Source organism: Ancylobacter sp. SL191, assembly GCF_026625645.1.
Taxonomy (GTDB): Bacteria; Pseudomonadota; Alphaproteobacteria; order Rhizobiales; family Xanthobacteraceae; genus Ancylobacter.
This window is the reverse complement of the sequence record NZ_CP113056.1, coordinates 3,618,439-3,641,028: the sequence shown is the minus strand read 5'-3', so window position 1 is coordinate 3,641,028 and position 22,590 is coordinate 3,618,439. Positions and strand designations below refer to the sequence as shown.

The 22,590-nt window shown below is 68.0% G+C and carries 22 protein-coding genes; 14 read left to right on the top strand and 8 right to left on the bottom strand.

The genetic code is table 11. The features are described 5' to 3' along the window. Window positions 1-19 precede the first annotated feature (19 nt). Together OU996_RS16625 and OU996_RS16620 are read right to left on the bottom strand one after the other, a co-directional pair. The gene (locus OU996_RS16625; RefSeq protein WP_267582721.1) at window positions 20-1,162 is read right to left on the bottom strand and encodes a Gfo/Idh/MocA family protein; all 1,143 of its coding nucleotides are present in this window, start codon (window positions 1,160-1,162) and stop codon (window positions 20-22) included. Continuing rightward, entirely contained in the window at window positions 1,159-2,217 is a 1,059-nt protein-coding gene (locus OU996_RS16620) for a sugar phosphate isomerase/epimerase family protein (RefSeq protein ID WP_267582720.1), read from the bottom strand. Before OU996_RS16620 ends, OU996_RS16625 begins: the two co-directional genes overlap by 4 nt. A 142-nt stretch (window positions 2,218-2,359) precedes the next feature. Between OU996_RS16620 and OU996_RS16615 the strand changes: the two genes are divergently transcribed. After that, window positions 2,360-3,412: a LacI family DNA-binding transcriptional regulator gene (locus OU996_RS16615; RefSeq protein ID WP_267582719.1), complete on the top strand. Its 1,053-nt coding sequence runs from the start codon at window positions 2,360-2,362 to the stop codon at window positions 3,410-3,412. 2 nt (window positions 3,413-3,414) lie between these two features. On the opposite strand, the gene OU996_RS16610 is transcribed toward OU996_RS16615, so the two are convergent. Together OU996_RS16610 and OU996_RS16605 are read right to left on the bottom strand one after the other, a co-directional pair. After that, window positions 3,415-4,710 carry a glycosyltransferase gene (locus OU996_RS16610; protein ID WP_267582718.1) on the bottom strand — a complete coding sequence of 432 codons (1,296 nt, stop codon included), beginning with the start codon at window positions 4,708-4,710 and terminating at the stop codon, window positions 3,415-3,417. After that, window positions 4,707-5,669 (bottom strand): GntR family transcriptional regulator, encoded by a 963-nt coding sequence (locus OU996_RS16605; RefSeq protein WP_267582717.1) that lies wholly within the window; start codon window positions 5,667-5,669, stop codon window positions 4,707-4,709. Before OU996_RS16605 ends, OU996_RS16610 begins: the two co-directional genes overlap by 4 nt. A 165-nt stretch (window positions 5,670-5,834) precedes the next feature. On the opposite strand from OU996_RS16605, the gene OU996_RS16600 reads away from it, so the two are divergent. From OU996_RS16600 to OU996_RS16540, 13 genes are all read left to right on the top strand, one after another. After that, window positions 5,835-6,881: a polyamine ABC transporter substrate-binding protein gene (locus tag OU996_RS16600; protein WP_267582716.1), complete on the top strand. Its 1,047-nt coding sequence runs from the start codon at window positions 5,835-5,837 to the stop codon at window positions 6,879-6,881. A gap of 89 nt (window positions 6,882-6,970) precedes the next feature. Next, entirely contained in the window at window positions 6,971-7,837 is an 867-nt protein-coding gene (locus OU996_RS16595) for an ABC transporter permease (protein ID WP_267582715.1), read from the top strand. Then, the gene (locus OU996_RS16590; RefSeq protein ID WP_267582714.1) at window positions 7,830-8,621 is read left to right on the top strand and encodes an ABC transporter permease; all 792 of its coding nucleotides are present in this window, start codon (window positions 7,830-7,832) and stop codon (window positions 8,619-8,621) included. Before OU996_RS16595 ends, OU996_RS16590 begins: the two co-directional genes overlap by 8 nt. Further along, window positions 8,618-9,673: an ABC transporter ATP-binding protein gene (locus tag OU996_RS16585; protein ID WP_267582713.1), complete on the top strand. Its 1,056-nt coding sequence runs from the start codon at window positions 8,618-8,620 to the stop codon at window positions 9,671-9,673. Before OU996_RS16590 ends, OU996_RS16585 begins: the two co-directional genes overlap by 4 nt. Window positions 9,674-9,735: 62 nt before the next feature. Next, entirely contained in the window at window positions 9,736-11,010 is a 1,275-nt protein-coding gene (locus OU996_RS16580; RefSeq protein ID WP_267582712.1) for a glycosyltransferase, read from the top strand. Between the two features lie 5 nt (window positions 11,011-11,015). After that, window positions 11,016-11,375, top strand: a complete 360-nt coding sequence (locus tag OU996_RS16575; RefSeq protein ID WP_267582711.1) for a cupin domain-containing protein — start codon at window positions 11,016-11,018, stop codon at window positions 11,373-11,375. A gap of 9 nt (window positions 11,376-11,384) precedes the next feature. Then, window positions 11,385-11,732, top strand: a complete 348-nt coding sequence (locus tag OU996_RS16570) for a cupin domain-containing protein (RefSeq protein WP_267582710.1) — start codon at window positions 11,385-11,387, stop codon at window positions 11,730-11,732. A 38-nt stretch (window positions 11,733-11,770) separates the two neighbouring features. Beyond that, window positions 11,771-12,796, top strand: a complete 1,026-nt coding sequence (locus OU996_RS16565; protein ID WP_267582709.1) for an aminoglycoside phosphotransferase family protein — start codon at window positions 11,771-11,773, stop codon at window positions 12,794-12,796. Between the two features lie 11 nt (window positions 12,797-12,807). Next, window positions 12,808-14,337, top strand: coding sequence for an aldehyde dehydrogenase family protein (locus tag OU996_RS16560; RefSeq protein ID WP_420712642.1), 1,530 nt, complete (start codon window positions 12,808-12,810; stop codon window positions 14,335-14,337). 29 nt (window positions 14,338-14,366) lie between these two features. Beyond that, complete coding sequence (locus OU996_RS16555) at window positions 14,367-15,854, top strand: aldehyde dehydrogenase family protein (protein WP_267582708.1); 1,488 nt, start codon at window positions 14,367-14,369, stop codon at window positions 15,852-15,854. Beyond that, window positions 15,851-16,588, top strand: a complete 738-nt coding sequence (locus OU996_RS16550; RefSeq protein WP_267582707.1) for a sugar phosphate nucleotidyltransferase — start codon at window positions 15,851-15,853, stop codon at window positions 16,586-16,588. The genes OU996_RS16555 and OU996_RS16550 overlap by 4 nt, the downstream gene beginning before the upstream one ends. Continuing rightward, entirely contained in the window at window positions 16,588-17,976 is a 1,389-nt protein-coding gene (locus tag OU996_RS16545) for an NAD(P)/FAD-dependent oxidoreductase (protein WP_267585734.1), read from the top strand. The genes OU996_RS16550 and OU996_RS16545 overlap by 1 nt, the downstream gene beginning before the upstream one ends. Before the next feature lie 11 nt (window positions 17,977-17,987). Beyond that, window positions 17,988-18,341, top strand: a complete 354-nt coding sequence (locus tag OU996_RS16540) for a cupin domain-containing protein (protein ID WP_267582706.1) — start codon at window positions 17,988-17,990, stop codon at window positions 18,339-18,341. A gap of 15 nt (window positions 18,342-18,356) precedes the next feature. Here the strand turns inward: OU996_RS16540 and OU996_RS16535 are convergent, their stop codons facing one another. From OU996_RS16535 to OU996_RS16520, 4 genes are read right to left on the bottom strand one after another with little or no spacing between them, the layout of a single operon-like run. Next, window positions 18,357-19,088, bottom strand: a complete 732-nt coding sequence (locus OU996_RS16535) for a DUF1028 domain-containing protein (protein ID WP_267582705.1) — start codon at window positions 19,086-19,088, stop codon at window positions 18,357-18,359. A gap of 7 nt (window positions 19,089-19,095) precedes the next feature. Next, window positions 19,096-19,815, bottom strand: coding sequence for an ABC transporter ATP-binding protein (locus OU996_RS16530; protein ID WP_267582704.1), 720 nt, complete (start codon window positions 19,813-19,815; stop codon window positions 19,096-19,098). Next, on the bottom strand, window positions 19,812-21,659 hold the full coding sequence (locus tag OU996_RS16525; protein ID WP_267582703.1) for an ABC transporter permease subunit: 1,848 nt from the start codon (window positions 21,657-21,659) through the stop codon (window positions 19,812-19,814). The genes OU996_RS16530 and OU996_RS16525 overlap by 4 nt, the downstream gene beginning before the upstream one ends. Continuing rightward, window positions 21,652-22,488 (bottom strand): branched-chain amino acid ABC transporter permease, encoded by an 837-nt coding sequence (locus tag OU996_RS16520; protein ID WP_267582702.1) that lies wholly within the window; start codon window positions 22,486-22,488, stop codon window positions 21,652-21,654. The genes OU996_RS16525 and OU996_RS16520 overlap by 8 nt, the downstream gene beginning before the upstream one ends. Window positions 22,489-22,590 lie beyond the last annotated feature (102 nt).

Below are 22,590 nucleotides of genomic sequence, written 5' to 3'. Positions count from 1 at the left end.
GCGTCTCCGGCGCCGCCGGTCACAGGCTGACCCACGCAGCGTTGCGGCGGGACGAGCGCACGCAGGCGTCGACAAACCGCATGCCGGCGAGGCCGTCGGCCAGCGTGGGATAGAGCACCTCATCCGGCACGGGCTCGCCGGCCTGATGCGCGCGAATAGCGCGGGCCGCCTCCGCATAGATGTTGGCGAAGCCTTCGAGATACCCCTCCGGGTGACCGGGCGGGATGCGCGAGACCCGCGCCGCCTCCGGCCCGCTCCCGGTGCCATTGCGCGTGATGCGGCGCTTGGGCTCGCCGAAGGGGGTGAACCAGAGGTAGTTCGGATCCTCCTGCGCCCATTCCAGCCCACCCTTCTCGCCATAGACGCGCAGGCGCAGGCCGTTCTCATTGCCGGGCGCCACCTGGCTCGCCCACAGCATGCCGCGCGCCCCGCCTTTAAAGCGCAGCAGCACATGGGCGTTGTCGTCGAGCGCGCGGCCCGGCACGAAGGTCGAGAGGTCCGCGGCCAGCGCCTCGGGCGTGAGGCCGGAGACGAAGCCGGCGAGGTTATAGGCGTGAGTGCCGATATCGCCGGTCGCCCCGCCGGCGCCGGAACGCTCCGGGTCGGTGCGCCATTCCGCCTGTTTCGAGCCGTGCTTCTCCGCCGCTTCGGTCAGCCACTCCTGCACATATTCCACCTGCACCAGCCGCAGCCGGCCGAGCGTGCCCCCCGCGACCATGGCGCGGGCCTGCCGCACCATCGGGTAGCCGGTGTAATTATGGGTGAGGATGAACAGCGCCTTGGAGCGTTCCGCTGCAGCGGCGAGCTGCTTGGCCTCGGCAAGCGTCGCGGTGAGCGGCTTGTCGCAGATCACATGGATGCCGCGCCTGAGGAACTCGATGGCGGGCGCGGCGTGCATGTGGTTGGGCGTGACGATGGCGACCGCCTCGATGCCGTCCTTGCGGCGGGCCTCGGCGCGCGCCATGGCGCTGAAATCGTCATAGACGCGGGCGAGACCCAAGGCTTCGCCCGAAGCGCGGGACTTTTCCGGCGTGGAGGAGAGGGCACCGGCGACGAGCTGGAACTCACCGTCGAGCCGGGCGGCGATGCGGTGGACGGCGCCGATGAAAGCGCCCGTGCCACCGCCGACCATGCCAAGACGAATAGGGGCGGGCGCGCTCATCGGTCGAGGCCCAGAAGGCGGCGATTGCCGGCCCGGTCGGTGCCGGCGCTGGCGAAATCGTCGAACGCCTTCTCGGTCACGCGGATGATGTGGTTCTTCACGAAGGCCGCGCCCTCGCGAGCGCCGTCTTCCGGGTGCTTGAGGCAGCACTCCCACTCGACGACCGCCCAGCCGTCGAAATCCATCGCCGCGAGCTTGGAGAAGATGGCGCCGAAATCCACCTGCCCGTCACCGGGGCTGCGGAAGCGGCCGGCGCGGTTCACCCAGCTCTGATAGCCGCCATAGACGCCCTTGCTGCCGGTCGGGTTGAACTCGGCATCCTTGACGTGGAACATGCCGATGCGCTCGGCATAGATGTCGAGATGGTCGAGATAATCGAGCTGCTGCAGCACATAGTGCGAGGGATCGTAGAGCATCTTGGCGCGCGGATGCCCGCCGACACGCTCCAGGAACATCTCGAACGTGTCGCCATCGTGCAGATCCTCGCCCGGATGGATCTCGAAGCAGATATCGACGCCGCAGGCATCGGCATGGTCGAGCAGCGGGCGCCAGCGGCGCGCCAGCTCGTCGAACGCCTCCTCGACCAGTCCCGCCGGACGTTGCGGCCACGGATAGACATAGGGCCAGGCCAGCGCACCGGAGAAGCTGACCATGGCGGTGAGGCCGAGATGCTGCGAGGCGGTGAGCGCCTTCTTCACCTGTTCGACCGCCCAGACCTGCCGCGCCGCCGGATTGCCGCGCACCTCGGGGGCGGCGAAGCCGTCAAACATCGTGTCATAGGCGGGGTGTACCGCGACGAGCTGACCCTGCAGATGGGTGGAGAGCTCGGTGATCGCGACGCCGTTCTCCCGCGCCTTGCCGGCCCAATCCTCGCACCAGCCGCGCGAGGCGGCGGCCTGATCGAGGTCAAAGATGCGGGGATCGTTGGTCGGCACCTGCACACCGACATAACCGCAATTGGCGGCCCAACGGGTGATGCTGTCCCAGGAATTGAACGGCGCATCCGCGCCAAGGAATTGAGCCAGGAAGAGTCCTGGTCCCTTGATCGTGCGCATGGGTCCTCCCGACCGGCTGCGTGTGCCTAACCGTTGCTTTTTGTAATCGGTTGCACCTAGCGTAACGGAAGTTTGTAATCGATTGCAAGCGCCCCTCGCTTCCGATTGCCGCCGCACCGTTACGCGGGGTATGGAGGGCCTAATGGAACACCATCTGCGCCGCCCGCCGCTCCCCTTGCCCGAGCCGTCCGACCGCGCGACCTCGCGTCAGGCGACGCCGCGCCTTGCCGATGTCGCGCGTCTGGCCGGCGTCTCGACGGCGACGGTGAGCCGGGTGCTTTCCAATCCCGAGGTGGTGACCGCCGAGACGCGGCAGCGGGTGGAGGAAGCGATCCGCGCCACCGGCTATCGTCTGAACCACGCCGCGCGCAATCTGCGCCACCGGCGCACCGGCGGGGTGGTGGCGCTGGTGCCGGATCTGTCCAACCCGTTTTTCTCGCAGATCCTCGCCGGCATGTCGGCGGTGCTGGCGCCGGCGAGCTACAATCTGCTGATTGCCGACACGCGGGCGATGAGCGCGGAATCGATCCTGGGCTATGCCGAGCCGAGCCGGGCGGACGGGCTGATCGTGCTCGACGGCGCCGTCCCGCTCGAGCGTTACGAGCCGCGCATCCCGCTGGTGCTGGCCTGCGAATGGATCCCCGGCCTCACCGCGCCGCGGGTGAAGATCGACAACCGTGCCGCCGCCGCGCTGGCGGTCGACCATCTCGTCGCGCTCGGTCATCGCCACATCGGCCATGTCGCCGGCCCGCCCGAGAATGTGCTGACGCAGGCCCGCCTTGCCGGCACGGAACAGGCCCTCAAGGCGCATGGCCTGCCGGCGCCGCTGGTGCTGCCGGGCGACTTCTCGCTGGATTCCGGCCGGCGCGCCGGGGCGGCCTGGCTCGCTCTGCCGGAGGCGGAGCGCCCGCGCGCCATGACCTTCTCCAGCGACGCCATGGCCTGCGGCTTCATCGGGGAGGTGCAGCATCGCGGCCTCGCCGTGCCGCGCGATGTCTCGGTGATGGGCTTCGACGACATCGAGCTCGTTGCCCACATGACGCCGGCGCTCTCCACCATCCGCCAGCCGCGCGAGGCTATCGGCCGCCGCGCCGCCCAACTCCTGCTCGACCTGATCGCCGGCACCGACACGGCGGAGGATGTGATCCTTCCGGTGGAGTTGGTGCTCCGCGGCAGCACGGCGGCGCCAGCTTAAAGCTAGGCCGTTTCCACTGCGACCGACAGGCGTTCCAGCACCGCCTCCGCCGCGCGGCGAACCCCCGGCTCGGCCTTCATCCGGGTCGAGATCGCCTTCAGCCGCGCCCGCAGCGCGTGATCCTCCAGTAGCCCGGTGATGGTCGCGCGCAGCCCGTCCGGCGACCAGTCGGAGCGGTGCATGGCGCGGCCGACGCCGGTGTCCTGCGTGCGGCGGGCATTGTCATGGCCGTCCCAGCAATAGGGCATGACCAGCGAGGGCACGCCGTGAAACAGCGCCTCGCAGAACGAGTTGTTGCCGCCATGGTGGATGAACAGCGCGGATTGCGCGACCACCGAGGGCTGGGGAAACCAGCTCCCCAGGAACACATTGTCCGGCACCCGGCGATAGGCGTCCATGAAGCCGCCGACATTCACATAGAAGCGGGCGCGCAGCGTGGCGAACACCTCGATCATGCGGCCGATCTGCTCGGTGTCGATCGCCCCGAGGCTGCCGAAGCTCATATAGACCAACGGCCCGTCATTCACCGGTAGCGGCGGGGGATCGAACGGCACCTCCTCGCGCACGCAGCCTTCGAGGAAGACGAAGAGCTCCTCCGGCAGCGCCTGCGCGCGCTCGTAACGCACGGCGGAGGGCGCCAGCAGCAAATTGAGCCAGTCGGAATTCTCTAGGAACTGGCCCCCCGGCAATGGGCGCAGGCCACGGGCGCGGCGGAAGGCGTTGTAGCGGTTATGAGCGGGCTTGAGGATCGCCGCTGCCGCCTTCTCCCACGCTGCGCGGCCCCCCGCATCCTCCGGCGACAGGCCGGAAAGATAGGGAGGGACAAGCGGGTCGGGGATTTCCGTCTCGGCGCAGGAGACCACGCGCGCCCATGGCTTTCCCGACCGCAGGATCGCCGGGAACATGATGACATTGTCGAGCAGGATCGCGTCCGGCTGGATCTGATTGAGCAGCGCCTCCAGCGAGTCCTCGACCGCGATCACCGTATCGACGATCGCTTCCCAGGTCGGGGCGACATAGGCCTCGAGCTGGTTGAGCGGCGACAGGTCGAAATGGGCGAGGTGGGTGTTGACGAAGTTCTGCCAGTAGGTCTCGCCGCGACCCTGCGCCGCCGCCGGTTCGGGCTGGAGGTGATATTCGCGAAAGCCGTATTCGGCGAAGACGCCGGTGAAGCCGGGATGGCAGAGGAACACCGGCTCCGCGCCGCGCGCCGCGAGTTCGCGGGCGATGCCGACGCAGTTGAGCGCGGCGCCGAAGCTCGCTTCGGGAAACAGGGCGATGACGGGTGGGCGGGTCACGAGGCCGTTCCTTTGATGCGCGCGCCGGCCTGTTGCGGGCCTCTCAGCAGCGGGGACATGCCGCGCCCGGCGGCTTCCGGCCGGCGAATCCCCGAGCGACGCAAATGCAGCACCATCTGGTCGGCGGCAAGCTCAAGCTGGTTACGCTCGAGACTGTCGAGGATGTCGAGATGCTCCTCCATCGCCTGGCGCTGGCGGAAGGGCGGGGCGGCTGCCTCCTTCTGCGCCATGCGCCGCAGCCGGTGATGCGCCAGCAGCGTGCCCTGCACGAACCGGTTGGCCGAGCCTTCCGCGATCATCACATGGAAGTCGATGTCGAGGCGCTGGAAGCCGGCGGCGGTGAGCCGGCTGTCCGGCAGATCCTGAAAGGCGCGCATCTGCGCCCTGAGCGCGCTGGCGCGGGTCGGGTCGAGCGTGAAGCCCGGCGTGAGGATCGCCTGCGGCTCCAGCGTGAGCCGGAAGGCGAAGCTTTCGGCGATGGCGCGAGGCGTGTCGAGCAGGGGCTGGAACGCCCATGCGCTGCCGGGAAGCTGGGTGACGATACCATCCCGCGCCAGTACTTTTAGCGCATTCAGTACTTCAACGCGCGACACGGAATACCGCCGGGCGAGGGCGCTGACGGACTGCACGTCGGCGATGCGGCGGGCGGAGCGGTCGGCTAGGATGCGGGTGAACAGGCTCTGTTCGAGATCCTCGACCCCGACCTTCGCCTCGGTCAACCCGTCCTGTGCGCCCTGGGATAGAAAATAACCCGCCTCTTCCTTCCAGACTAAAATATTATTCTTTTCCAATATCTTGAAGGCGGATCTTATCGGCGTACGCGAGACGCCGCAGGCTTCGGCAATCGCCTGCTCGGGCATGTGCTCGCCGGCCTTCATGCCACGATCAAGCGCCAGCGTGATGATCTGCTGGGCGAGCGACACATGGTTGTGACGGGCGGCGCGGCGGCGTCCGGCCATGGCATCCTCCCGGCGGCATCCCGGAGTTGGGGGACGTTCGCCAAAGAACCAAGAATACAGTTTGACGTATTTTTCCGCTTATTCGTACTCTCCCAATCAGCGGTCATCAAGAACCGCTTTCCTTCCGAGAACCACCGAATTGGTGGGGGACAACAGGAGTTTGCCATGGTGGGGATTTCCTGCCGTGCGGTGGCCATTGCCGGCATGGCTCTGGGCCTCACCGCCTTCGCCGCGAGCGCGGATCCGCTCGTGATCTCGAACTGGGACGGCTATCTCGCCCCCGACGCGATCAAGCAGTTCAACGAGGCCACCGGCAACAGCGCCGAGCTGGTGCTGCACGCCACCAATGAAGAGATCATGGGCAAGCTCATCGCCGCCAAGGGCAAGGGCTATGACGTGGTCTTCGTCTCCTCGCCCTTCGCCGAGGTGCTGCATAATCTCGGCCTCGCCGAGGAGCTGGATCATTCCAAGCTGCCGAACCTCAAGAACCTCTACCCGGAGGCGACGACGCTTGCCCATGACAAGGGCAACACCTTCTCCGTGCCCTATACCTGGGGCACGACGGGGCTGTGCTACCGCTCGGACCTGACCCCCGCGCCGACCTCGTGGAACGACCTCCTGAAGCCGACCGACGCTCTCAAGGGCAAGACCACCATGCTGGCGACCGACCGCTGGCTGCTGGCGGCGGGCTTCCTGTCGGAGGGCTATTCGGTCAACGAGACCGACAAGGCCAAGCTGCAGCAGACCCGCGACCTCTTGATCGCCGCCAAGAAGACCCTGCTCGCCTATGATGACACGACCTTCTACTCGAAGCTGGTGTCGGGCGAGGCGCAGCTGGTGCAGGCCTGGGACGGCTGGTGCAATTACGGCATCACCGAGAACCCGCAGATCAAATACGTGATCCCCAAGGAGGGCTCGGACCTCTGGGTGGACACGATGGTGATCCTCAAGGCGTCCGAGCACAAGGACGCGGCTTACGCCTTCATCAACTCCATGCTGGACGGCAAGACCCACCGCTGGGCGGCAGAGAACATCCTCTACAAGGTACCCAACAAGGCGGCGATGGAGGGGCTCGACCCGGCGCTGCTGCAGAAGTACCCGAACATGACGATGACCCCGGCCGAGCTGCTCAAGCATGAGCAGCTGCGCGATGTCGGCGCGGCGCAGCGCGATTATTCGCGTACCGTGTCCGAGATCATGGCCGCGAACTGACCCGACCGACGGATCGTGCCGCTCCCGCCACCCGCGGGGGCGGCCGTCTATCGCACCCCGACCGGGGTGACTGACGGTGCCTGAACCCGATGCAAGATCGTAAATCCCTCGTGCTGGTCGCGCCGGCCTTTGCGTGGCTCACCGCCTTCATGGTGGTGCCGTGCCTGCTGATCCTCGCGCTCGCCTTCTTCCGGCGCGGCATCTATGGCGGCATCGAATACACCTTCACGCTTGAGAACGTGGCGATGGTGTTCGATCCGCTCTATGCGCGGATCTTCCTGAAATCGGCCTGGATCGCCGGGCTCGCGGCGTCCATCGCAGCCGTGGTCGGCTACGCCGCCGCCTATGCCATCGCCGCCATGCCACGCCGCCACCAGCCGGCGCTGCTGTTCTTCGCCATCCTGCCCTTCTGGTCGAACTATCTCGTGCGCACCTATGCCTGGATTGTGCTGCTGAACCGGGAGGGGCTGATCGTCGCCATCGCCCGCTGGCTCGGCGTCGAGAGCGCGCTGCCGCAGATGCTCTACACCGAAGGCGCGGTGGTACTCGGTCTCGTTTATAACTACCTGCCCTTCGTCATCCTCGCCGCTTACGCTCCGCTTTCCCGCCTCAACCCGGAGATTGCCGAAGCCTCCCGCGACCTCGGCGCCGGGGGCTGGACGACGTTTCTCCGGGTGATCCTGCCGATCACCCTGCCGGGCGTCGCGACCGGCTTCGTCTTCGTCTTCGTGCTCTCCATCGGCAATTTCGTCACCCCGGCGCTGCTGGGCGGCGGGCAGTTCCAGATGATCGGCAACCTCGTCTACGCCCAGTTCCTCACCGCCAATGACTGGCCCTTCGGCTCGGCGCTCTCCATGGTGCTGATCGCCGTGATGCTGGTGCTGCTGACGGCGCAGACCTACGCCAATGAGCGCGCCTCCACCGTCCGCCAGGCGAGCGGAGGCGTCGATGGCTGACCGTCACACCATGCGGCTGATGCTGCTCATCCTCGGCGTCGTCTTCGCCTTCCTCTACATCCCGATCTCGGTGCTGGTCGGCCTGTCCTTCAATGCCGGCGGAATGCCGACCGCCTGGACCGGCTTCTCGCTGAAATGGTACGGCGCGCTGTTCGCCAACAAGGACATATTGCGCGCCGCCGGCAACACGCTGATCGTCGGGCTGGTCTCGGCCTTCGTCGCCACGGTGCTGGGCACGCTGCTCGCCATCGGCATCGAGATCCGCCGCCGCAAGGGGCGCTTTCTGGAGACGCTGATCTTCGCGCCCATGGTGATCCCCGACATCGTGCTCGCCATCGCGCTGCTCAGCTTCTTCTCGCTGCTCGATGTGCGGCTGGGCCTGCACACCGTCATCATGGCGCATGTCGTGTTCAACCTCGCCTTTGTCTGCGCGGTGGTGCGGGCGCGGCTGAAATCCTTCGACTGGTCGATCGTGGAAGCCTCAGCCGATCTCGGCGCCTCGACGGTGACGACTCTGCGCCGCGTGGTGCTGCCGGTGCTGGCGCCGGCCATCGTCGCGGGCGGGCTGCTCGCCTTCACCCTCTCGGTCGATGAATTCATCATCGCCTTCTTCACCGCCGGGGCCCAGCGCGCCTCGATCACCCTGCCGATGCAGATCTACGCCATGATCCGCTTCGGCGTGACCCCGGAAATCAATGTGCTCGCGACTCTGGTGATCGGCTTCTCGCTGGTCACGCTGGCCCTGTCGCAGCGGCTCAATCGCGGAGGCCTGCCCGGCCAATGACGACCCTGCTTTCCCTGCGCAACGTCGAGAAACGCTACGGCTCCGTCCGGGCGGTCAATGGCGTGTCGCTCGATATCCGCCAGAACGAGTTCTTCGCCCTGCTCGGCGCTTCCGGCAGCGGTAAGACCACGCTGCTGCGCATGCTCGCCGGCTTCGAGACGCTGAGCGGCGGGCAGATCCTGCTGAACGGGCAGGACATCTCCAACGTGCCGCCGAACCACCGGCCGGTGAACCTGATGTTCCAGTCCTATGCGCTGTTCCCGCATATGAGCGTGGCGCAGAACATCGCCTATGGGCTGGAGATGGAGAAGCTGCCGCGCACGGAGATCCGTCAGCGCGTGGACGAGATCCTCGCCACCATCCAGCTCTCGGCGCTGGCGGCCCGCAAGCCCGAGCAGCTCTCGGGCGGCCAGCGCCAGCGTGTCGCGCTCGCCCGCGCGCTGGTGAAGCGCCCGCAGCTGCTGCTGCTCGACGAACCGCTCGGGGCGCTCGACAAGAAGCTGCGCGGCGAGATGCAGCTGGAGCTGAAGCGCATTCAGCACCAGTTCGGCATCACCTTCATCATCGTCACGCACGATCAGGAGGAGGCGCTGGTGATGGCCGACCGCATCGCCATCCTCCAGCATGGCGAGCTGCTGCAATGCGCCCCGCCGCGTGAGGTCTATGAGCATCCGGCCAACCGCTTCGCCGCCGAGTTCATCGGGGTGATGAACGTGATCCCCGTCACCCGCGACGGGGCGAAGCTCACCGCCGCGGAGGGCAGCCTCATCCGCGCCGACATTCCCGACGGGCTGGGCGGCGATCTCGTCGCCGCCGTGCGGCCTGAGCGGCTGCGGCTCGACGCCCATGCCTGCGAAAACCGGCTTTCCGGCCGCATCCTCGCCACCGCCTATCACGGTCTCGATCTGCAGGTGCATATCGAGACCCCGGCAAGCCCCAGGCCGCTGATCTGCCGGGTGACGGCCGATGCGGCGGAGGCCCGCTCCTTCCGCCCCGGCGACGTGCTCAGCCTCGGCTGGAGCCGGGCCGACACCCGCATCTTTTCCGCCTGACGCCGTCCCCGCGAACGACACCACCGGCGCCCGCCAAGAGGCGCTTCCAGAGAGGTTAAACGATGGAACAGAAGACCTTCGCCTTCTTCCCCGAAGCGGCCTTCGGTCCGGCCCTCAACTCCGTCGGCATCGCCCAGGCGGTCACGGCGCTCGGCCACAAGGCGGTGTTCCTGTCCGATCCCGGCTTCATCTCGGTCTATGAGGGCTATGGCTTCGAGGCGCACCCGGTCGCGCTGTCCGAGCCGATGCCGCCCGAACAGATGGCGAAGTTCTGGGAGGACTTCATCAACGGCCACATCCCGAACTTCTCGAAGAAGCCGATCGACCAGCTCGACAACTATGTCCGGGAATGCTGGGAGGCCATCGTCTCCAGCGCCACATGGGCGCAGAAGGATCTGCCGGGCGTGCTCGCGCGCATCAAGCCGGATGTGATCGCGGTCGATAACGTCATCCTCTTCCCGGCCATCAAGCAGTCCGGCGTGCCATGGGTGCGCATCATCTCCTGCTCGGAGAACGAGATCGAGGACGAGGCGATCCCGCCGCATCTCTCCGGCATGGGCGAGAACGACCATGAGGGCCACGCCGCTTTCCGGGCGAAGTTCAACGAGGTCATCAAGCCGATCCATGACGCGTTCAACGCCTTCCTCGCCGAAAATGGCGAAGAGGCCTATCCGCTCGGCCAGTTCTTCGAGGCTTCGCCCTATCTCAACCTGCTGCTCTATCCCGAGCAGGCCAAGTACAAGCGGGCGGTGCCGCTCGACCCGGCGCGCTTCCAGTATCTGGAAGGCTGCGTGCGCAAGGACGAGCCCTACACCGTGCCGACCTTCGCCAAGAACAATGACGGCCCGCTGCTCTACATCTCCTTCGGCTCGCTCGGCTCGGGCGATACGGAGCTGCTGAAGCGCCTGATCGCGCTGGTCGGCAAGACCCGTTACCGCGCGCTGGTCAATGTCGGCGACTATCTCGCGAGCTACACGGACGTGCCGGAGAATGTCGCGCTGGCGAGCTGGTTCCCGCAGCCTTCGGTCATCCCGCAGGTCGATGCCGTCATCCATCACGGCGGCAACAACTCATTCACCGAGTGCCTCTATTTCGGCAAGCCGGCGATCATCATGCCCTATGTCTGGGACGGGCATGACAACGCCATGCGGGTCGAGGAGACCGGCCACGGCTTCCGCTCCGAGCGCTATGACTGGACCGACGAGGAGCTGATCGCCAAGATCGAGGCCTGCCTCACCGATCCGGCGATCAAGGCCAAGCTCGCCGCCACCTCCGCCCATATGCAGAGCTGCGAGGGCCCGAAGAAGGCCGCGCGCCTGCTCACCGCTCTGGCGTGACCGCCATGACCAATCTGAAAAGCTCCGCGCCGCACATCCATGGCGCCACGACCTATGACGACCTCGTGGACTGGGGCGCGCAGCCCGATTCCATCGAGGGCGCCTCGCACTCCACCGGCCGCCTGCTGTTCAAGGGGCCGGGCAACTCGCCGGAGACCGGCATCTGGGTTTGCACCCCCGGCCGCTGGAAAATCTCCGTGCCGCGCGACGAGTTCTGCCACTTCGTCTCCGGCCGCGCCCGCTACACCGCCGTCACCGGCGAGGTCACCGAGGTGGAGGCCGGCACCTGCGTGCTGTTTCCCGGCGGCTATGAGGGCGAGGCCGAGGTGATCGAGACCATCCGCAACATCTACATGCTGGTTTGAGTGAAACACATGACCGCGACCCCCCTGATGAAGAAGCCGCTTTCCGTTACCGATGTGGTTGATTGGGGCATCATCCCGACCATGATCGAGGGCCAGTCCCACGTCTCCGGCCAGGTGATCCACAAGGGCCCGAACGGCCAGTCCGAATGCGGCCTGTGGATCTGCACGCCCGGCGAGTGGGAGTGCCACGTCACCTCCGACGAGTTCTGCCACTTCCTGGAGGGGCGCTGCACCTATGTGCATGAGAGCGGCGAGGTGATCGAGATCACCCCGGACACCGCCGCCTTTTTCCCGAAGGACTGGAAGGGCGTCTGCACGGTCCATGAGACCATCAAGAAGGTCTACATGATCCGATGAGCGTGGCCGTCCCCCTTAGCAAGGAGTCCGGTCCGGCCGTGCGGCTGGATCCCCCCGGCGTGACCTTTCTGGCGCGCCATGGGCAGGCCGGCGTGCCGCTCATGGCGCTGCCGGGCGATGCTTCGGCGCGCCGCTACTACCGGCTGCCGGACGCCGGCCTGCTGCTGATGGAGGACCGCACCGACCCGGAGGGCTTCGCCTCCTATATCCGCGTCGCGCGGCACCTGAACGGGCTCGGCCTGTCGGCGCCGCGCGTCGAGGCGGCGGACCCGGTGCATTGCCTCGCGCTGATCGAGGACTGGGGCGACGCCACCTATGCGCGCCGCCTCAGGGCCGGGCGCTCCGAAGAGGAACTCTACGCGCTCGCCATCGACGCGCTGGCGCATCTGCATCAATCGCCCGAGGGGGCGGCGGTCTCGCAGCCCTTCTATGACCGCGATGTCTGGCTCACCGAACTCACCGTGTTCTGCGACTGGTTCGCCCCGGCGCTGGCGCCGGAGATGGAGCGTGCCGCCTTCACCCAGCGCTTCCTTGAGCTATGGGACGCGGCGCTCACCCCGCTCTATGGCCGGCAGGAGGCGCTGGTGCTGCGCGACTTCCATGTCGACAACCTGATGGAACTCGACGGGCGCGACGGCGTCGCCCGCTGCGGCCTGCTCGACTTTCAGGACGCGGTGCGCGGGCCGCGCGAATATGACCTCGTCTCGCTGCTGCAGGACGCCCGGCGCGACCTCGCTCCCGGCCTCGAAGAGGCGATGCTGGACCGCTACATCGACGCGCTGGCGGGCAATGAAGCCGAAGCGCGGGCGATCCGCGCGCGCTATCATTTGATGGGCGCGCAGCGCCATGCCCGCATCGCGGGCGTCTTCGTGCGGCTCTGCCAGCGCGACGGCAAGGCGCATTACCTCACCTGGCTGCCGCGCGTGCTCGGCCAGCTGGAGGCGGCCCTTGATGCCGCCACCCTCACACCCATCGCCGCATTCCTTGCCGAGGCGCTGCCAGACTTGCGCGCGCGCGGCGAGGCACTGGCGTCCCGGCTGGCCGCGCCTCGCGCGCCGGCATGAAGGAACATCGCATGCCTGAGCTTACCCCCGCCGATCTTGCCGCCCCGCGCTATTATCTCAGCCCCGGTCTTCACCCCTCCATGGGCGTCACCCATCCGGTGATCGACCCGGCGACGCTGGAGGAGGTCGGCCGCCGAGTCGAGGTGACGGGCGAGGAGATCGCGGCGGTTCTCGCCCGCGTCAACGCCGCGCAGAAGCTGTGGAACCGCACCGACGCCAAGAGCCGCGCCAAGGCGCTGCACGCGCTCGCCAATCGCATCGAGACGGCGAACTTCACCGACTGCGCCATCCTGATGAGCCGGGAGATGGGCAAGCCCTATCCCGAGGCCATTGGCGAACTCGCCAATGTCGCGCCGATCTTCCGCTATTACGCGGAGATGGCGCGCGACGATGCCGGCAAGATCGCCGGCACAACGCAGATCGGCTCGACCCAATATGCGCGGCACGAGGCGCTGGGCGTCTCCGTCCACATCATGCCGTTCAACTTCCCGATCCTGCTGATGTGCTGGACGGTCGCGGCCTCGCTCGCCGCCGGCAATGGCTGCATCGTCAAGCCCGCCGAGGCGACGACGCTGTGCACGCTGGAATTCATGAAGGTGTTCGACGGCCTGCCGGAAGGGCTCGTCGCGTGCTTGCCGGGCGGCGCGGAGGTGGGCAAGGCGCTGGTGGACAGCGACCGCACCCATGCCGTGGCCTTTACCGGCTCGGTGGCGGGCGGGCGCGCGGTCGCCATGGCGGCGGCGGCGAAGATGAAGCCGGCCGTCATCGAGGCCGGCGGCTCCGATCCGATGATCATCGCCGCCTCGGCCCCCATTGATGTGGCGGCGGCAGGCGCGGTGACGGGTGCCTTCCACATGTCCGGGCAGGTCTGCACCTCGACCGAGCGAATCTACGCCGTCGATGCCATCCATGACGCGTTCGTCGAGGCCTTCGTGCGCGAGACCAAGCGTCTGCGCATAGGCAACGGGCTGGAGAAGAACGAACTCGGCCCGCTGGTGTCGAAAGCGGCGCGCGACAAGGTGATGCGCCTCGTCGCCGACGCGGTCGCCAAGGGCGCGACGATCGCGTGCGGCGGGCGTATCCCTGAGGGGCTGGAGACCGGCTGGTTCTACGAGCCGACCATTCTCACCGGCTGCACGCCCGACATGGAGATCCTGCGCGAGGAGGCGTTCGGTCCCGTCGTCGCGGTCTGCCGCGTGGCGGATTTCGACGCGGCAATCACCGCGGCCAATGACAGCCCGTTCGGGCTCGGTGCCTCGATCTTCACCACGTCGCTGGAAGAGGCCATCGAGGCGTCCGAGCGGCTGGAGGCCGGCATGGTCTGGGTGAACAACCCGATGATCGACAATGACGCGCTGCCCTTCGGCGGCTGGAAGGCCTCCGGCATGGGCCGCGAACTCGGCCGGCAGGGGCTCGACGCCTTCCGCCGCTCGAAAATGGTCGTCATGGACCACAAGCCGCAGATTCACGAGTGGTGGTATCCCTACCCGGATGACTGGTTCCTCGACCGGTCGGGGACGGGTGGCCGCAAACACGTCTGAAACGAGCAGGTCTGATGAGGGCGAGCCCGATGCACACAACGCGCCTTTACATTGACGGTGCCTTCGCTGCCCCGGCGGCCGGCGGCAGCTTCCCGGCCATCGACCCGGCGACGGAACAGCCCTTCGCCCATGTCGCCGCCGGGCAGGCCGAGGACATCGACCGCGCGGTGCGTGCGGCGCGCCGGGCGTTTGATGCCGGCGTGTGGTCCGGCCTCACCGGCGCCGAGCGCGGGGCCTTCTTGCGCAAGGTGGCTGAGGGTCTGCGCGCGCGCCTTTCCGAGATCGCCGCCATCGAGGTGCGCGACAATGGCAAGCCGCTGCCGGAAGCCGAATGGGATGTCGGCGATGCCGCCTTCACCTTCGACTATTACGCCGGTCTCGCCGAGGCCGAGGACAGCCGCGCGGACGAGGAGGTCGATGTCGGCGACGCCCGCTTTCGCGCCAGCATCACCCGCGAGCCGCTCGGCGTGGTCGGCGCCATCACGCCGTGGAACTACCCGCTGCTGATGGCGGTGTGGAAGGTGGCGCCGGCGCTCGCGGCGGGCTGCACGATTATCCTGAAGCCGTCCGAACTCTGCTCGCTGTCGTGCGAGACGCTGGCCGAGATCATCCACGAGGCCGGCATTCCGGCGGGCGTGTTCAACCTTGTCACCGGCACCGGCCCGGAGGCGGGCCAGCCGCTTGCCGATCACCCAGTCTGCGACAAGCTGGCCTTCACCGGCTCGGTCGCCACGGGGCGCAAGGTGATGATGGCGGCCGCCGCCGGCATCCGCACCGTGGCGCTGGAGCTTGGCGGCAAGTCGCCCTTCCTCGTCTTCGCCGATTGCGATGTCGAGAAGGCGGTCGAGTGGATCCTGTTCGGCATCTTCTGGAACAAGGGCGAGGTTTGCTCGGCCACCTCACGCGTGCTGGTCGAGCGCAGCCTCTATCCCCGCCTGCTGGCGCGGTTGAAGGAGGCGGCGGAAGCCATAACCATCGGTCCGGGCGACGCTCCCGGCGTGAAGCTGGGCCCCATCGTCTCCAAGGGTCAGTACGACAAGATCCTTGCCGCCATCGCCAGTGGCAAGGCGTCTGGCGCGCGGCTGGTCTCCGGCGGGGAGCGGCCGGAGGGGCTGGCGCAGGGGTACTTCCTCACGCCCACCATCTTCGCCGACGTGCCTGTTGATGCCGGCATCTGGCGCGAGGAGATCTTCGGCCCCGTGGTCTGCGTGAACCCGTTCGACACCGAGGAGGAGGCGCTCATCCTCGCCAATGACAGCGCCTATGGCCTCGCCGCCGCCGTCATGTCGGATGATCTCGAGCGCTGCGAGCGCGTCGCGCGCAAGCTGCGCGCCGGCATCGTCTGGGTGAACTGCTCGCAGCCGACCTTCACCCAGCTGCCCTGGGGCGGCTTCAAGACCTCCGGCATTGGCCGCGAACTCGGCCGCGCCGGCTATGACGCCTATTTCGAGACCAAGCAGATCACCCGTTTCGACCCGTCCGAAGTGTGGGGCTGGTATTTGCCGGGGCCGGCATGAGCGCGACGTCCCCCATCGCCGCCGTCGTGCTCGCCGCCGGCAAGGGCAGCCGCATGGGCTCGCCCTTGCACAAGGTGCTGCATAAGCTGAAGGGTAGGCCGATGCTGGCGCATCTTCTCGACAGTCTCGCTCAGATCGCGGCGGAGAAGGTCGTGCTGGTCGTCGGTGCCGGGCGCGAGCAGATCGAGGAGGCTTTTCCCGCTCTGCCGAAGGCGATCCAGCACGAGCAACTCGGCACCGCCGATGCGGTGCGGGCGGCGGAAGGTGAGCTGGCCGGCCTCTCTGGCACGGTGCTCATCCTCTATGGCGACGTGCCGCTCATCACCCCCGCCACCATGCGCGCGCTCTGCGCGGCGGTGAGCGGTGACGTCGCGCTCGCCGTGCTCGGCTTCCGCCCCATCGACACCCGCGCCTATGGGCGGCTGGTGACGGCGGCGGATGGCAGCCTCCTGCGCATCGTCGAGCACAGCGACGCGAGCGACGCCGAGCGGGCCATCGGCTTCTGCAATTCCGGCGTCATGGCGGTGCGGGGCGATCTGTTGTTCCCGTGGCTTGGCCGCGTCGGCTGCGCCAATGCCAAGGGCGAGTACTATCTGACCGACATCGTCGCGCTCGCCCGCGCGGACGGCTACCGCGTCGCCACCGTCGAGGCGGGCGAGCTGGAAGTGACCGGCGTGAACTCGCGTGAGGAACTGGCGGCGCTGGAAGAAAAGCTGGCGGAGGCCGTCGCGTGATGGAGCTGCTGCCCACCCTCAAACACGCCGTGCTGCGTCCCTACTGGTTCGACACGGTTGCCCCAGCGCCCGCGCAGCCCCCGCTCGCCAGCGACACACGGGCGGACCTCGCCATCATTGGCGGCGGTTTCACCGGACTTTGGACGGCGCTGAAGGCCCGCGAGCGCGACCCGCAGGCGCGCATAGTGCTGGTGGAAGCGGGCCGAACCGGCAATGCCGCCTCCGGCCGCAATGGCGGCTTCTGCGCGCCGTCCATCTCGCATGGCCTCGGCAATGCGCTGCGCCGCTGGCCGCGCGAGGTGGAAACGCTGATCCGCCTCGGCCGGGCGAATCTCGACGCCTATGCCGACGATGTTGCCCGCTACGGCCTCGACATCGAGTTCGAGCGGCCGGGCAAGCTCTCCCTCGCAGCGACGCCCTGGCAGATCGAGGGGCTGACCGCGCTCGCCGCCTCTCACCGCCGCTTCGGCATTGAGAGCCACCCGCTCACCGGGGCCGCTTTGGCGGAAAAGCTAAGCAGCCCGGTCTATGGCGCCGGCCTGTTCGAGCCGAACTACGCGCAGGTGAACCCGGCAAAAACCGTGGCGGAGCTGCGCCGCGTGGTGCTTTCACAGGGCGTCGAGCTTTATGAGGACACGCCGGTGACGGCGCTGCGCACGAGCGCGACCGGCATCGAGCTGGTGACGCCCGGCGGCGTGATACAGGCGGGCAGGGCGGTGCTCGCCACCAATGCCGCGCCGCCGCTGCTGCGCCGGCTGCGCCCGAGCGTCATCCCGATCTTCGACTACGCGATCATGACGCGCCCGCTGACCGAGGAAGAACTCGCTTCCATCGGCTGGACCGGGCGGCACTCGCTGGCCGATAGCGGCAACCAGTTCCACTACATCCGCAAGAGCGCCGACAACCGCATCCTCTGGGGCGGCTATGACGCGGTCTATCATTTCGGCTCGCGGCGCGATGCGGCGCTGCTCGATCGGGCCGAGACCTACAACAAGCTCGCCACCCATTTCGCCCGCGCGCTGCCGCCGCTCGCCGATGTGACCTTCACCCATGCCTGGGGCGGCATCATCGACACCTCGGCGCGCACCACCTTCTTCGCCGGGCTCGCCGCGCGCGGAAAGCTCGCTTATGCGATGGGCTTCACCGGGCAAGGAGTCTCGGCCAGCCGCTTCGCCGCGCTGACCATGCTCGACCTGCTCGACGGCGTGGAGACCGAGCGCACCCGCCTCGCCATGTCGCGCACGCGTCCCTTTCCCTTCCCGCCGGAACCGCTGCGCTGGCTCGGCGTGCGGCTCGCCCAGATCGGGCTGGCGCAGGAGGACCGGGACGGGCGCCGCTCGCGCTTCAATCGCCTGCTCGACGCCATGGGCGTCGGCTTTGATTCATGAGGGCCTTCAGCATGTCACCCCGCCACGTCATCGCCTTTGATGCCGACGCCGTTCCCGCCCGCGACATTGTCACCGACGATCCGGCCGTGGTGGACGTGCCCTTTGTCGCGCAGAGCCGACGGCATTTCACCCAGGTGGAGAAAGGCGCCTTTTCCGGCATCTGGGAGGCGCCGCCGCACCGCGAGCGGGTCGATTGCGACTATGACGAGATGTGCCATTTGCTGGAGGGCCGCGTCCGCCTCACCGATGCCGCCGGGCAGGCCCGCGAATTCGGGCCCGGCGAGAGCTTCGTGGTCGCGCGCGGCTTCAAGGGCACCTGGGAGAACCTGACCCATGTGCGCAAGGTGTTCTTCATCCTGAGCTGACGGTGCCGTGCCGGCTCAATCCGGCGCGCTGCCGCCGCCGCCCGGCCGGTCGGGCGGGGCGAGGGCGAGCAGCGAGGTGACGGCCTCCGGCGCCGGCCCCGGCGGCTCGCCACGCTTCGGCATCCCCTCGATGAAGGGCATAAGCTGCAGCCGCGCGATTTCCAGCACGCGGCGCAGCTCCGTCACCGGGCGGGGATGGTCGTCGACCCTGAGGTCGAGCGCGGGATAATCCTCCTCGCCCTGAATGCGCAGGCTGATCGACTGCCGCCCGCGCCGGTCGCCGCCCGCCGCGTCCCCCGCTTCCATGGCGCGCATCAGCCGCTCGTCGAGGGCAGCGCCCTCGCTGGCGCGATAGGCGGCCGCCATGGCGTCGATCACCTCCGGCCCGGTGAGCATGTTGCCCTGCGCGGCAAAGCCCGGCCCGATCTCCTGCCCGCACCACGGCACGCAGGAGGTGCCGGTGAAGGCCGCCGCGGCGCCGCTGGCATCGACCACGCCGACCTGCCGTAGTTCGCGCGCGTCGTCGCTCGCCAGCACCACTTCGAGCGCCGCGCGGGCGTTCTGGCCGGCGGCGATGGCGTCGAGCACGCCAAATGCGAGATAGGGGTTCACCCAGGATTGGGTGGAGACGGCGCCCACCTTCGCCCGCGTGAATGGGCAGATCGCCCCGACCGCCGGCACGGCGGTGGCCACCGCGACGCCGAGACGGCCGGTGAGCGGGCAGCGCGCGACGATGGAAAAGGTCATGGCCGCCTCATACGCTGAGATGCTTGAGCACGCGGGCGCGCGCGTCCGGCTCGGTGGAGGCGCCCGCCTCGGCGATCTCGCCCCGGTCCAGCACGGCCCAGCGGTCAGCGACGGCGAGGGCGAAGGCGAGGTGCTGCTCCACCAGCAGGATGGTCGTGCCATGCCGCTCACGCGCGGCGCGGATCACCCCGGCCAGCCTGTCGATGACGGAGGGTTGCAGCCCTTCGGTGATTTCGTCGAGCAGCAGGAGCTTGGCGCCGGTGGCGAGCGAGCGGGCCATCAGCAGCATCTTCTGCTCGCCGCCGGACAGCGTGCCGGCGCGCTGGTTCAAGCGTTGCAGCAGGAAGGGGAAGGAAGCTTCCACCTCCGCCAGCGAGGCCTCGAAGGCCGGGCCGCGCACGGCGAGGCGCAGATTCTCCGCCACCGTCATGTCCTGGAACAGCGCCTTTTCCTGCGCGACATAGCCAACGCCCAGCCGCGCCACGCGATGGGGCGAGAGGCGCGTCGCCTCGCTGCCGCCGATCATCACGGCGCCGGTCATCTTCGGCAGGAAGCCCATCACGGCCTTGAGCAGTGTCGATTTTCCCATGCCGTTCTTGCCGAGCACGGCGAGGATTTCGCCGGGCGCGATGGTGAGCGTGACCCCGCGCAGCACCGCCGCGCCGGCATAGCCGCTGGAGAGGTCGCGCACGCTCAGCGCCTCTAGCTTCGTCATCTGGGAGCTCATGCCGGCATCTCCCCGGTCGTGGCGGCGGGATGGGCGCCCGAGGGCGCGGTCTCATGGGCGATGCCGGCATGGCCGGAGCCGGCATAGACCTGCTTCACCAGCTCCGAGGCGACGACTTCCTCGACCGATCCATCGAGCACGATGCGCCCCTGATGCAGCACGATGACGCGCGAGGAAATCTCTCGCACAAAGTCAAGATCATGCTCCACCAGCAGCACGCACAGGCCCTGTTTGCGGGTGAGGTCGGTGAGGATGGCGCCGATCTGCATCCGCTCGGTCTTGGTGAGGCCGGCGGTCGGCTCGTCGAGCAGAAGCACGCGGGGTTCCAGCGCCAGCACCATGGAGAGTTCCAGCGCCTGCTTCATGCCGTGCGAGAGCAGATGGGCGGGCGTGGCGAGCTGGCGGTCGAGCCCGGTGGTCGCCAGCACATGCATGGCGGCCTCGGGCAGGGCGAGCACATCGGCGCGGCGCCAGAGCGAGGGGCGCTCATGCCGGGCGCGGGAGATCTGCAGGCACTGGGCGACGGTCAGCGTGTCGAACACATTGGCCATCTGGAACTTGCGGCCGACGCCGAGCGCGACGCAATGTTCGGGCGGGCGGCGGCCAATATCGTGACCGTTGACGATGATCGTGCCGGCCGAACGCTCCGCACCATCGGCGATGCAGCGCATCAGCGTGGTCTTGCCGGCGCCGTTGGGGCCGACGAGGCTGACCAGCTCGCCCGCGCGGGCCTTGAAATCGATGGCTTCCAGCACGGTGAGGCTGCCGAAGCGTTTTGCGACGCCCTCCACCGCCAGCGCCGGGCCATCACCGGGCGCCTCGCCCTGCGTCAGCGCGGCATCAAGCGTGGCGAGCCGCACGGTTTGCGCGGGGGCGGCGGGAGCGCGGCGGAGCATCGCCAGCAGCTTGCGCGGCACATCCACCACTACCGGCAGCAGGCCGCGCGGGAAGGCGATGATGACCAGAACAAAGAGCGAGCCGATGATGAGCTGCCAGACGAAGGGGTAGTCGCCGGCGAGCTGCGCGCTCTCATAATCGACGATGAGCGCGCCGAAGACCGGGCCGAGCAGCGTGCCGCGCCCGCCAAGCGCGGTCCAGATGACCAGCTCCGTGCCGAAGACGAAGCCCGCGAGCTCCGGCGCCACCACCATCGCATAGCCGGCATAGATGTAGCCGGCGATGGCGCCGATCGCGGCGCAGGCGAGATAGACGACGATCTTCAGCCGCGACGTGTCGAGGCCGAGATATTTGCAGCGCTGCTCGTTCTCGCGCACCGCGACCAGAAGGCGCCCGGCATCGCTCTTCACCACGATAAAGGCGAGCGTCGTCACCACCACGAGGAAGCTGCCGGACAGCCAGAACCAGGCTTCCATTGACAGGTCGAAGCTCATGAAGCCGGAGAGGCCGCTCGACGAGCCGGTGAAGGTGCCGCCGGAATAGAGGATCTGCGTCGCGACGATGGGCAGGACCAGCGTGATGACCGAGGCATAGAGCGCGGAGGCGCCATGCCAGAAGGCGAGCCAGCCGACGATGGCGGCCACCAGCAGCGCCCCGCCGACGCCGAGCCCCAGCGCGAGGAGGGCGTTGGCGGGCGAGAAGTCCATATGGGTGAAGACGAGGCCCGCCGCATAGGCGCCGCAGGCGAAGAACACCGACTGGCCGAAGGTGAGGATGCCGAGATAGCCCCAGAGCAGATCGACCGTCAGCGCCACCGCGGCATAGAGCAGCGAGCGTGTGAGCACGTTCACCGAATAGGTGTCGAGCACATAGGGGCCGGCGAAGATGGCGGCGAGAGCGGCCAGCGCGACCGCTAGGATGAGGGAGAGGCGGCGCGCTTCAGTCACGGGCGAACCCCTTCGGACGGATGCGCAGGATCACGGCGGCGAGCACGGCGATGGTCAGACCTCCGAGAACCGGGCTGAGATGGGTGGCGACCAGCACCTGCGCCCCGCCGAGCACGAGGCAGGCGGCGAGCAGGCTGACCAGCGAGGCGCCGGAGACCAGCACCAGCATGAAGGCGTTCACCAGCCAGGGCACGCCCATGCCGGGATCGACGCTGGACAGCGGGGTGATGAGCGCGCCGGCAATGCCCGCCAGCGCCGAGCCGAGGGTGAAGGTGAGAAAGCGGACCAGCCCGCTATTGATGCCGAGCCCGCGCGCGAGATCCTCGTTCATGATGACCGCCCGCGTCTCCAGCCCGAGCCTTGTGTTCTGAAGCAGGGCGGTGAGCGCGAGGCCCAGCACGGCGGCGATGCCGACCAGAGCGAGGCGGTAGGCGGAATAGCTCTCGCCCAGCACGTCCAGCGTGCCGTTGAGCGGGGATTGGGCGAACTGCACGCCGCGCCCGAAGGCGATGGTGATGATCTGCCCGATGATGATCGACAGGCCCCAGGTGGCGAGGATGGCGTCGAGCGGGCGGGAATAGAGCGGGCGCACCACGAAGCGCTCGATCGCCATGCCGGCGACGCCGCCGAACAGCGCGGCGGCGGGAATGGCGAGCCAGGGATTCAGCCCGGCCTGGGTGGTCAGCAGCGCGGCATAGCCGCCGAGGGTCATCAGCCCGCCATGGGCGAAATTGATGATCTTCATGACGCCGAACACCAGCAGGAGCCCGGTCGCCACCACATAGAGGATGGCGGCGGTCGTCACGATGTCCAGTGTCTGGGCGATCATGCGAGGTCTTTCAGGTTGAGAGGCACGGTCTGTGAGAAAGCGGCAAGGATCGCGCCATCAATTGGTCGCCCTGGTCCCGCCGGCATCAGCTTCCTCCGCCCG

What these genes read in the sequence shown, in the direction of transcription:
- OU996_RS16625 (WP_267582721.1), bottom strand. Translation starts at nt 1,162, where the DNA reads ATGAGCGCGCCCGCCCCTATTCGTCTTGGCATGGTCGGCGGTGGCACG.
- OU996_RS16620 (WP_267582720.1), bottom strand. Translation starts at nt 2,217, where the DNA reads ATGCGCACGATCAAGGGACCAGGACTCTTCCTGGCTCAATTCCTTGGC.
- OU996_RS16615 (WP_267582719.1), top strand. Translation starts at nt 2,360, where the DNA reads ATGGAACACCATCTGCGCCGCCCGCCGCTCCCCTTGCCCGAGCCGTCC.
- OU996_RS16605 (WP_267582717.1), bottom strand. Translation starts at nt 5,669, where the DNA reads ATGGCCGGACGCCGCCGCGCCGCCCGTCACAACCATGTGTCGCTCGCC.
- OU996_RS16600 (WP_267582716.1), top strand. Translation starts at nt 5,835, where the DNA reads ATGGTGGGGATTTCCTGCCGTGCGGTGGCCATTGCCGGCATGGCTCTG.
- OU996_RS16595 (WP_267582715.1), top strand. Translation starts at nt 6,971, where the DNA reads ATGCAAGATCGTAAATCCCTCGTGCTGGTCGCGCCGGCCTTTGCGTGG.
- OU996_RS16590 (WP_267582714.1), top strand. Translation starts at nt 7,830, where the DNA reads ATGGCTGACCGTCACACCATGCGGCTGATGCTGCTCATCCTCGGCGTC.
- OU996_RS16585 (WP_267582713.1), top strand. Translation starts at nt 8,618, where the DNA reads ATGACGACCCTGCTTTCCCTGCGCAACGTCGAGAAACGCTACGGCTCC.
- OU996_RS16580 (WP_267582712.1), top strand. Translation starts at nt 9,736, where the DNA reads ATGGAACAGAAGACCTTCGCCTTCTTCCCCGAAGCGGCCTTCGGTCCG.
- OU996_RS16575 (WP_267582711.1), top strand. Translation starts at nt 11,016, where the DNA reads ATGACCAATCTGAAAAGCTCCGCGCCGCACATCCATGGCGCCACGACC.
- OU996_RS16570 (WP_267582710.1), top strand. Translation starts at nt 11,385, where the DNA reads ATGACCGCGACCCCCCTGATGAAGAAGCCGCTTTCCGTTACCGATGTG.
- OU996_RS16560 (WP_420712642.1), top strand. Translation starts at nt 12,808, where the DNA reads ATGCCTGAGCTTACCCCCGCCGATCTTGCCGCCCCGCGCTATTATCTC.
- OU996_RS16555 (WP_267582708.1), top strand. Translation starts at nt 14,367, where the DNA reads ATGCACACAACGCGCCTTTACATTGACGGTGCCTTCGCTGCCCCGGCG.
- OU996_RS16550 (WP_267582707.1), top strand. Translation starts at nt 15,851, where the DNA reads ATGAGCGCGACGTCCCCCATCGCCGCCGTCGTGCTCGCCGCCGGCAAG.
- OU996_RS16545 (WP_267585734.1), top strand. Translation starts at nt 16,588, where the DNA reads ATGGAGCTGCTGCCCACCCTCAAACACGCCGTGCTGCGTCCCTACTGG.
- OU996_RS16540 (WP_267582706.1), top strand. Translation starts at nt 17,988, where the DNA reads ATGTCACCCCGCCACGTCATCGCCTTTGATGCCGACGCCGTTCCCGCC.
- OU996_RS16535 (WP_267582705.1), bottom strand. Translation starts at nt 19,088, where the DNA reads ATGACCTTTTCCATCGTCGCGCGCTGCCCGCTCACCGGCCGTCTCGGC.
- OU996_RS16530 (WP_267582704.1), bottom strand. Translation starts at nt 19,815, where the DNA reads ATGAGCTCCCAGATGACGAAGCTAGAGGCGCTGAGCGTGCGCGACCTC.
- OU996_RS16520 (WP_267582702.1), bottom strand. Translation starts at nt 22,488, where the DNA reads ATGATCGCCCAGACACTGGACATCGTGACGACCGCCGCCATCCTCTAT.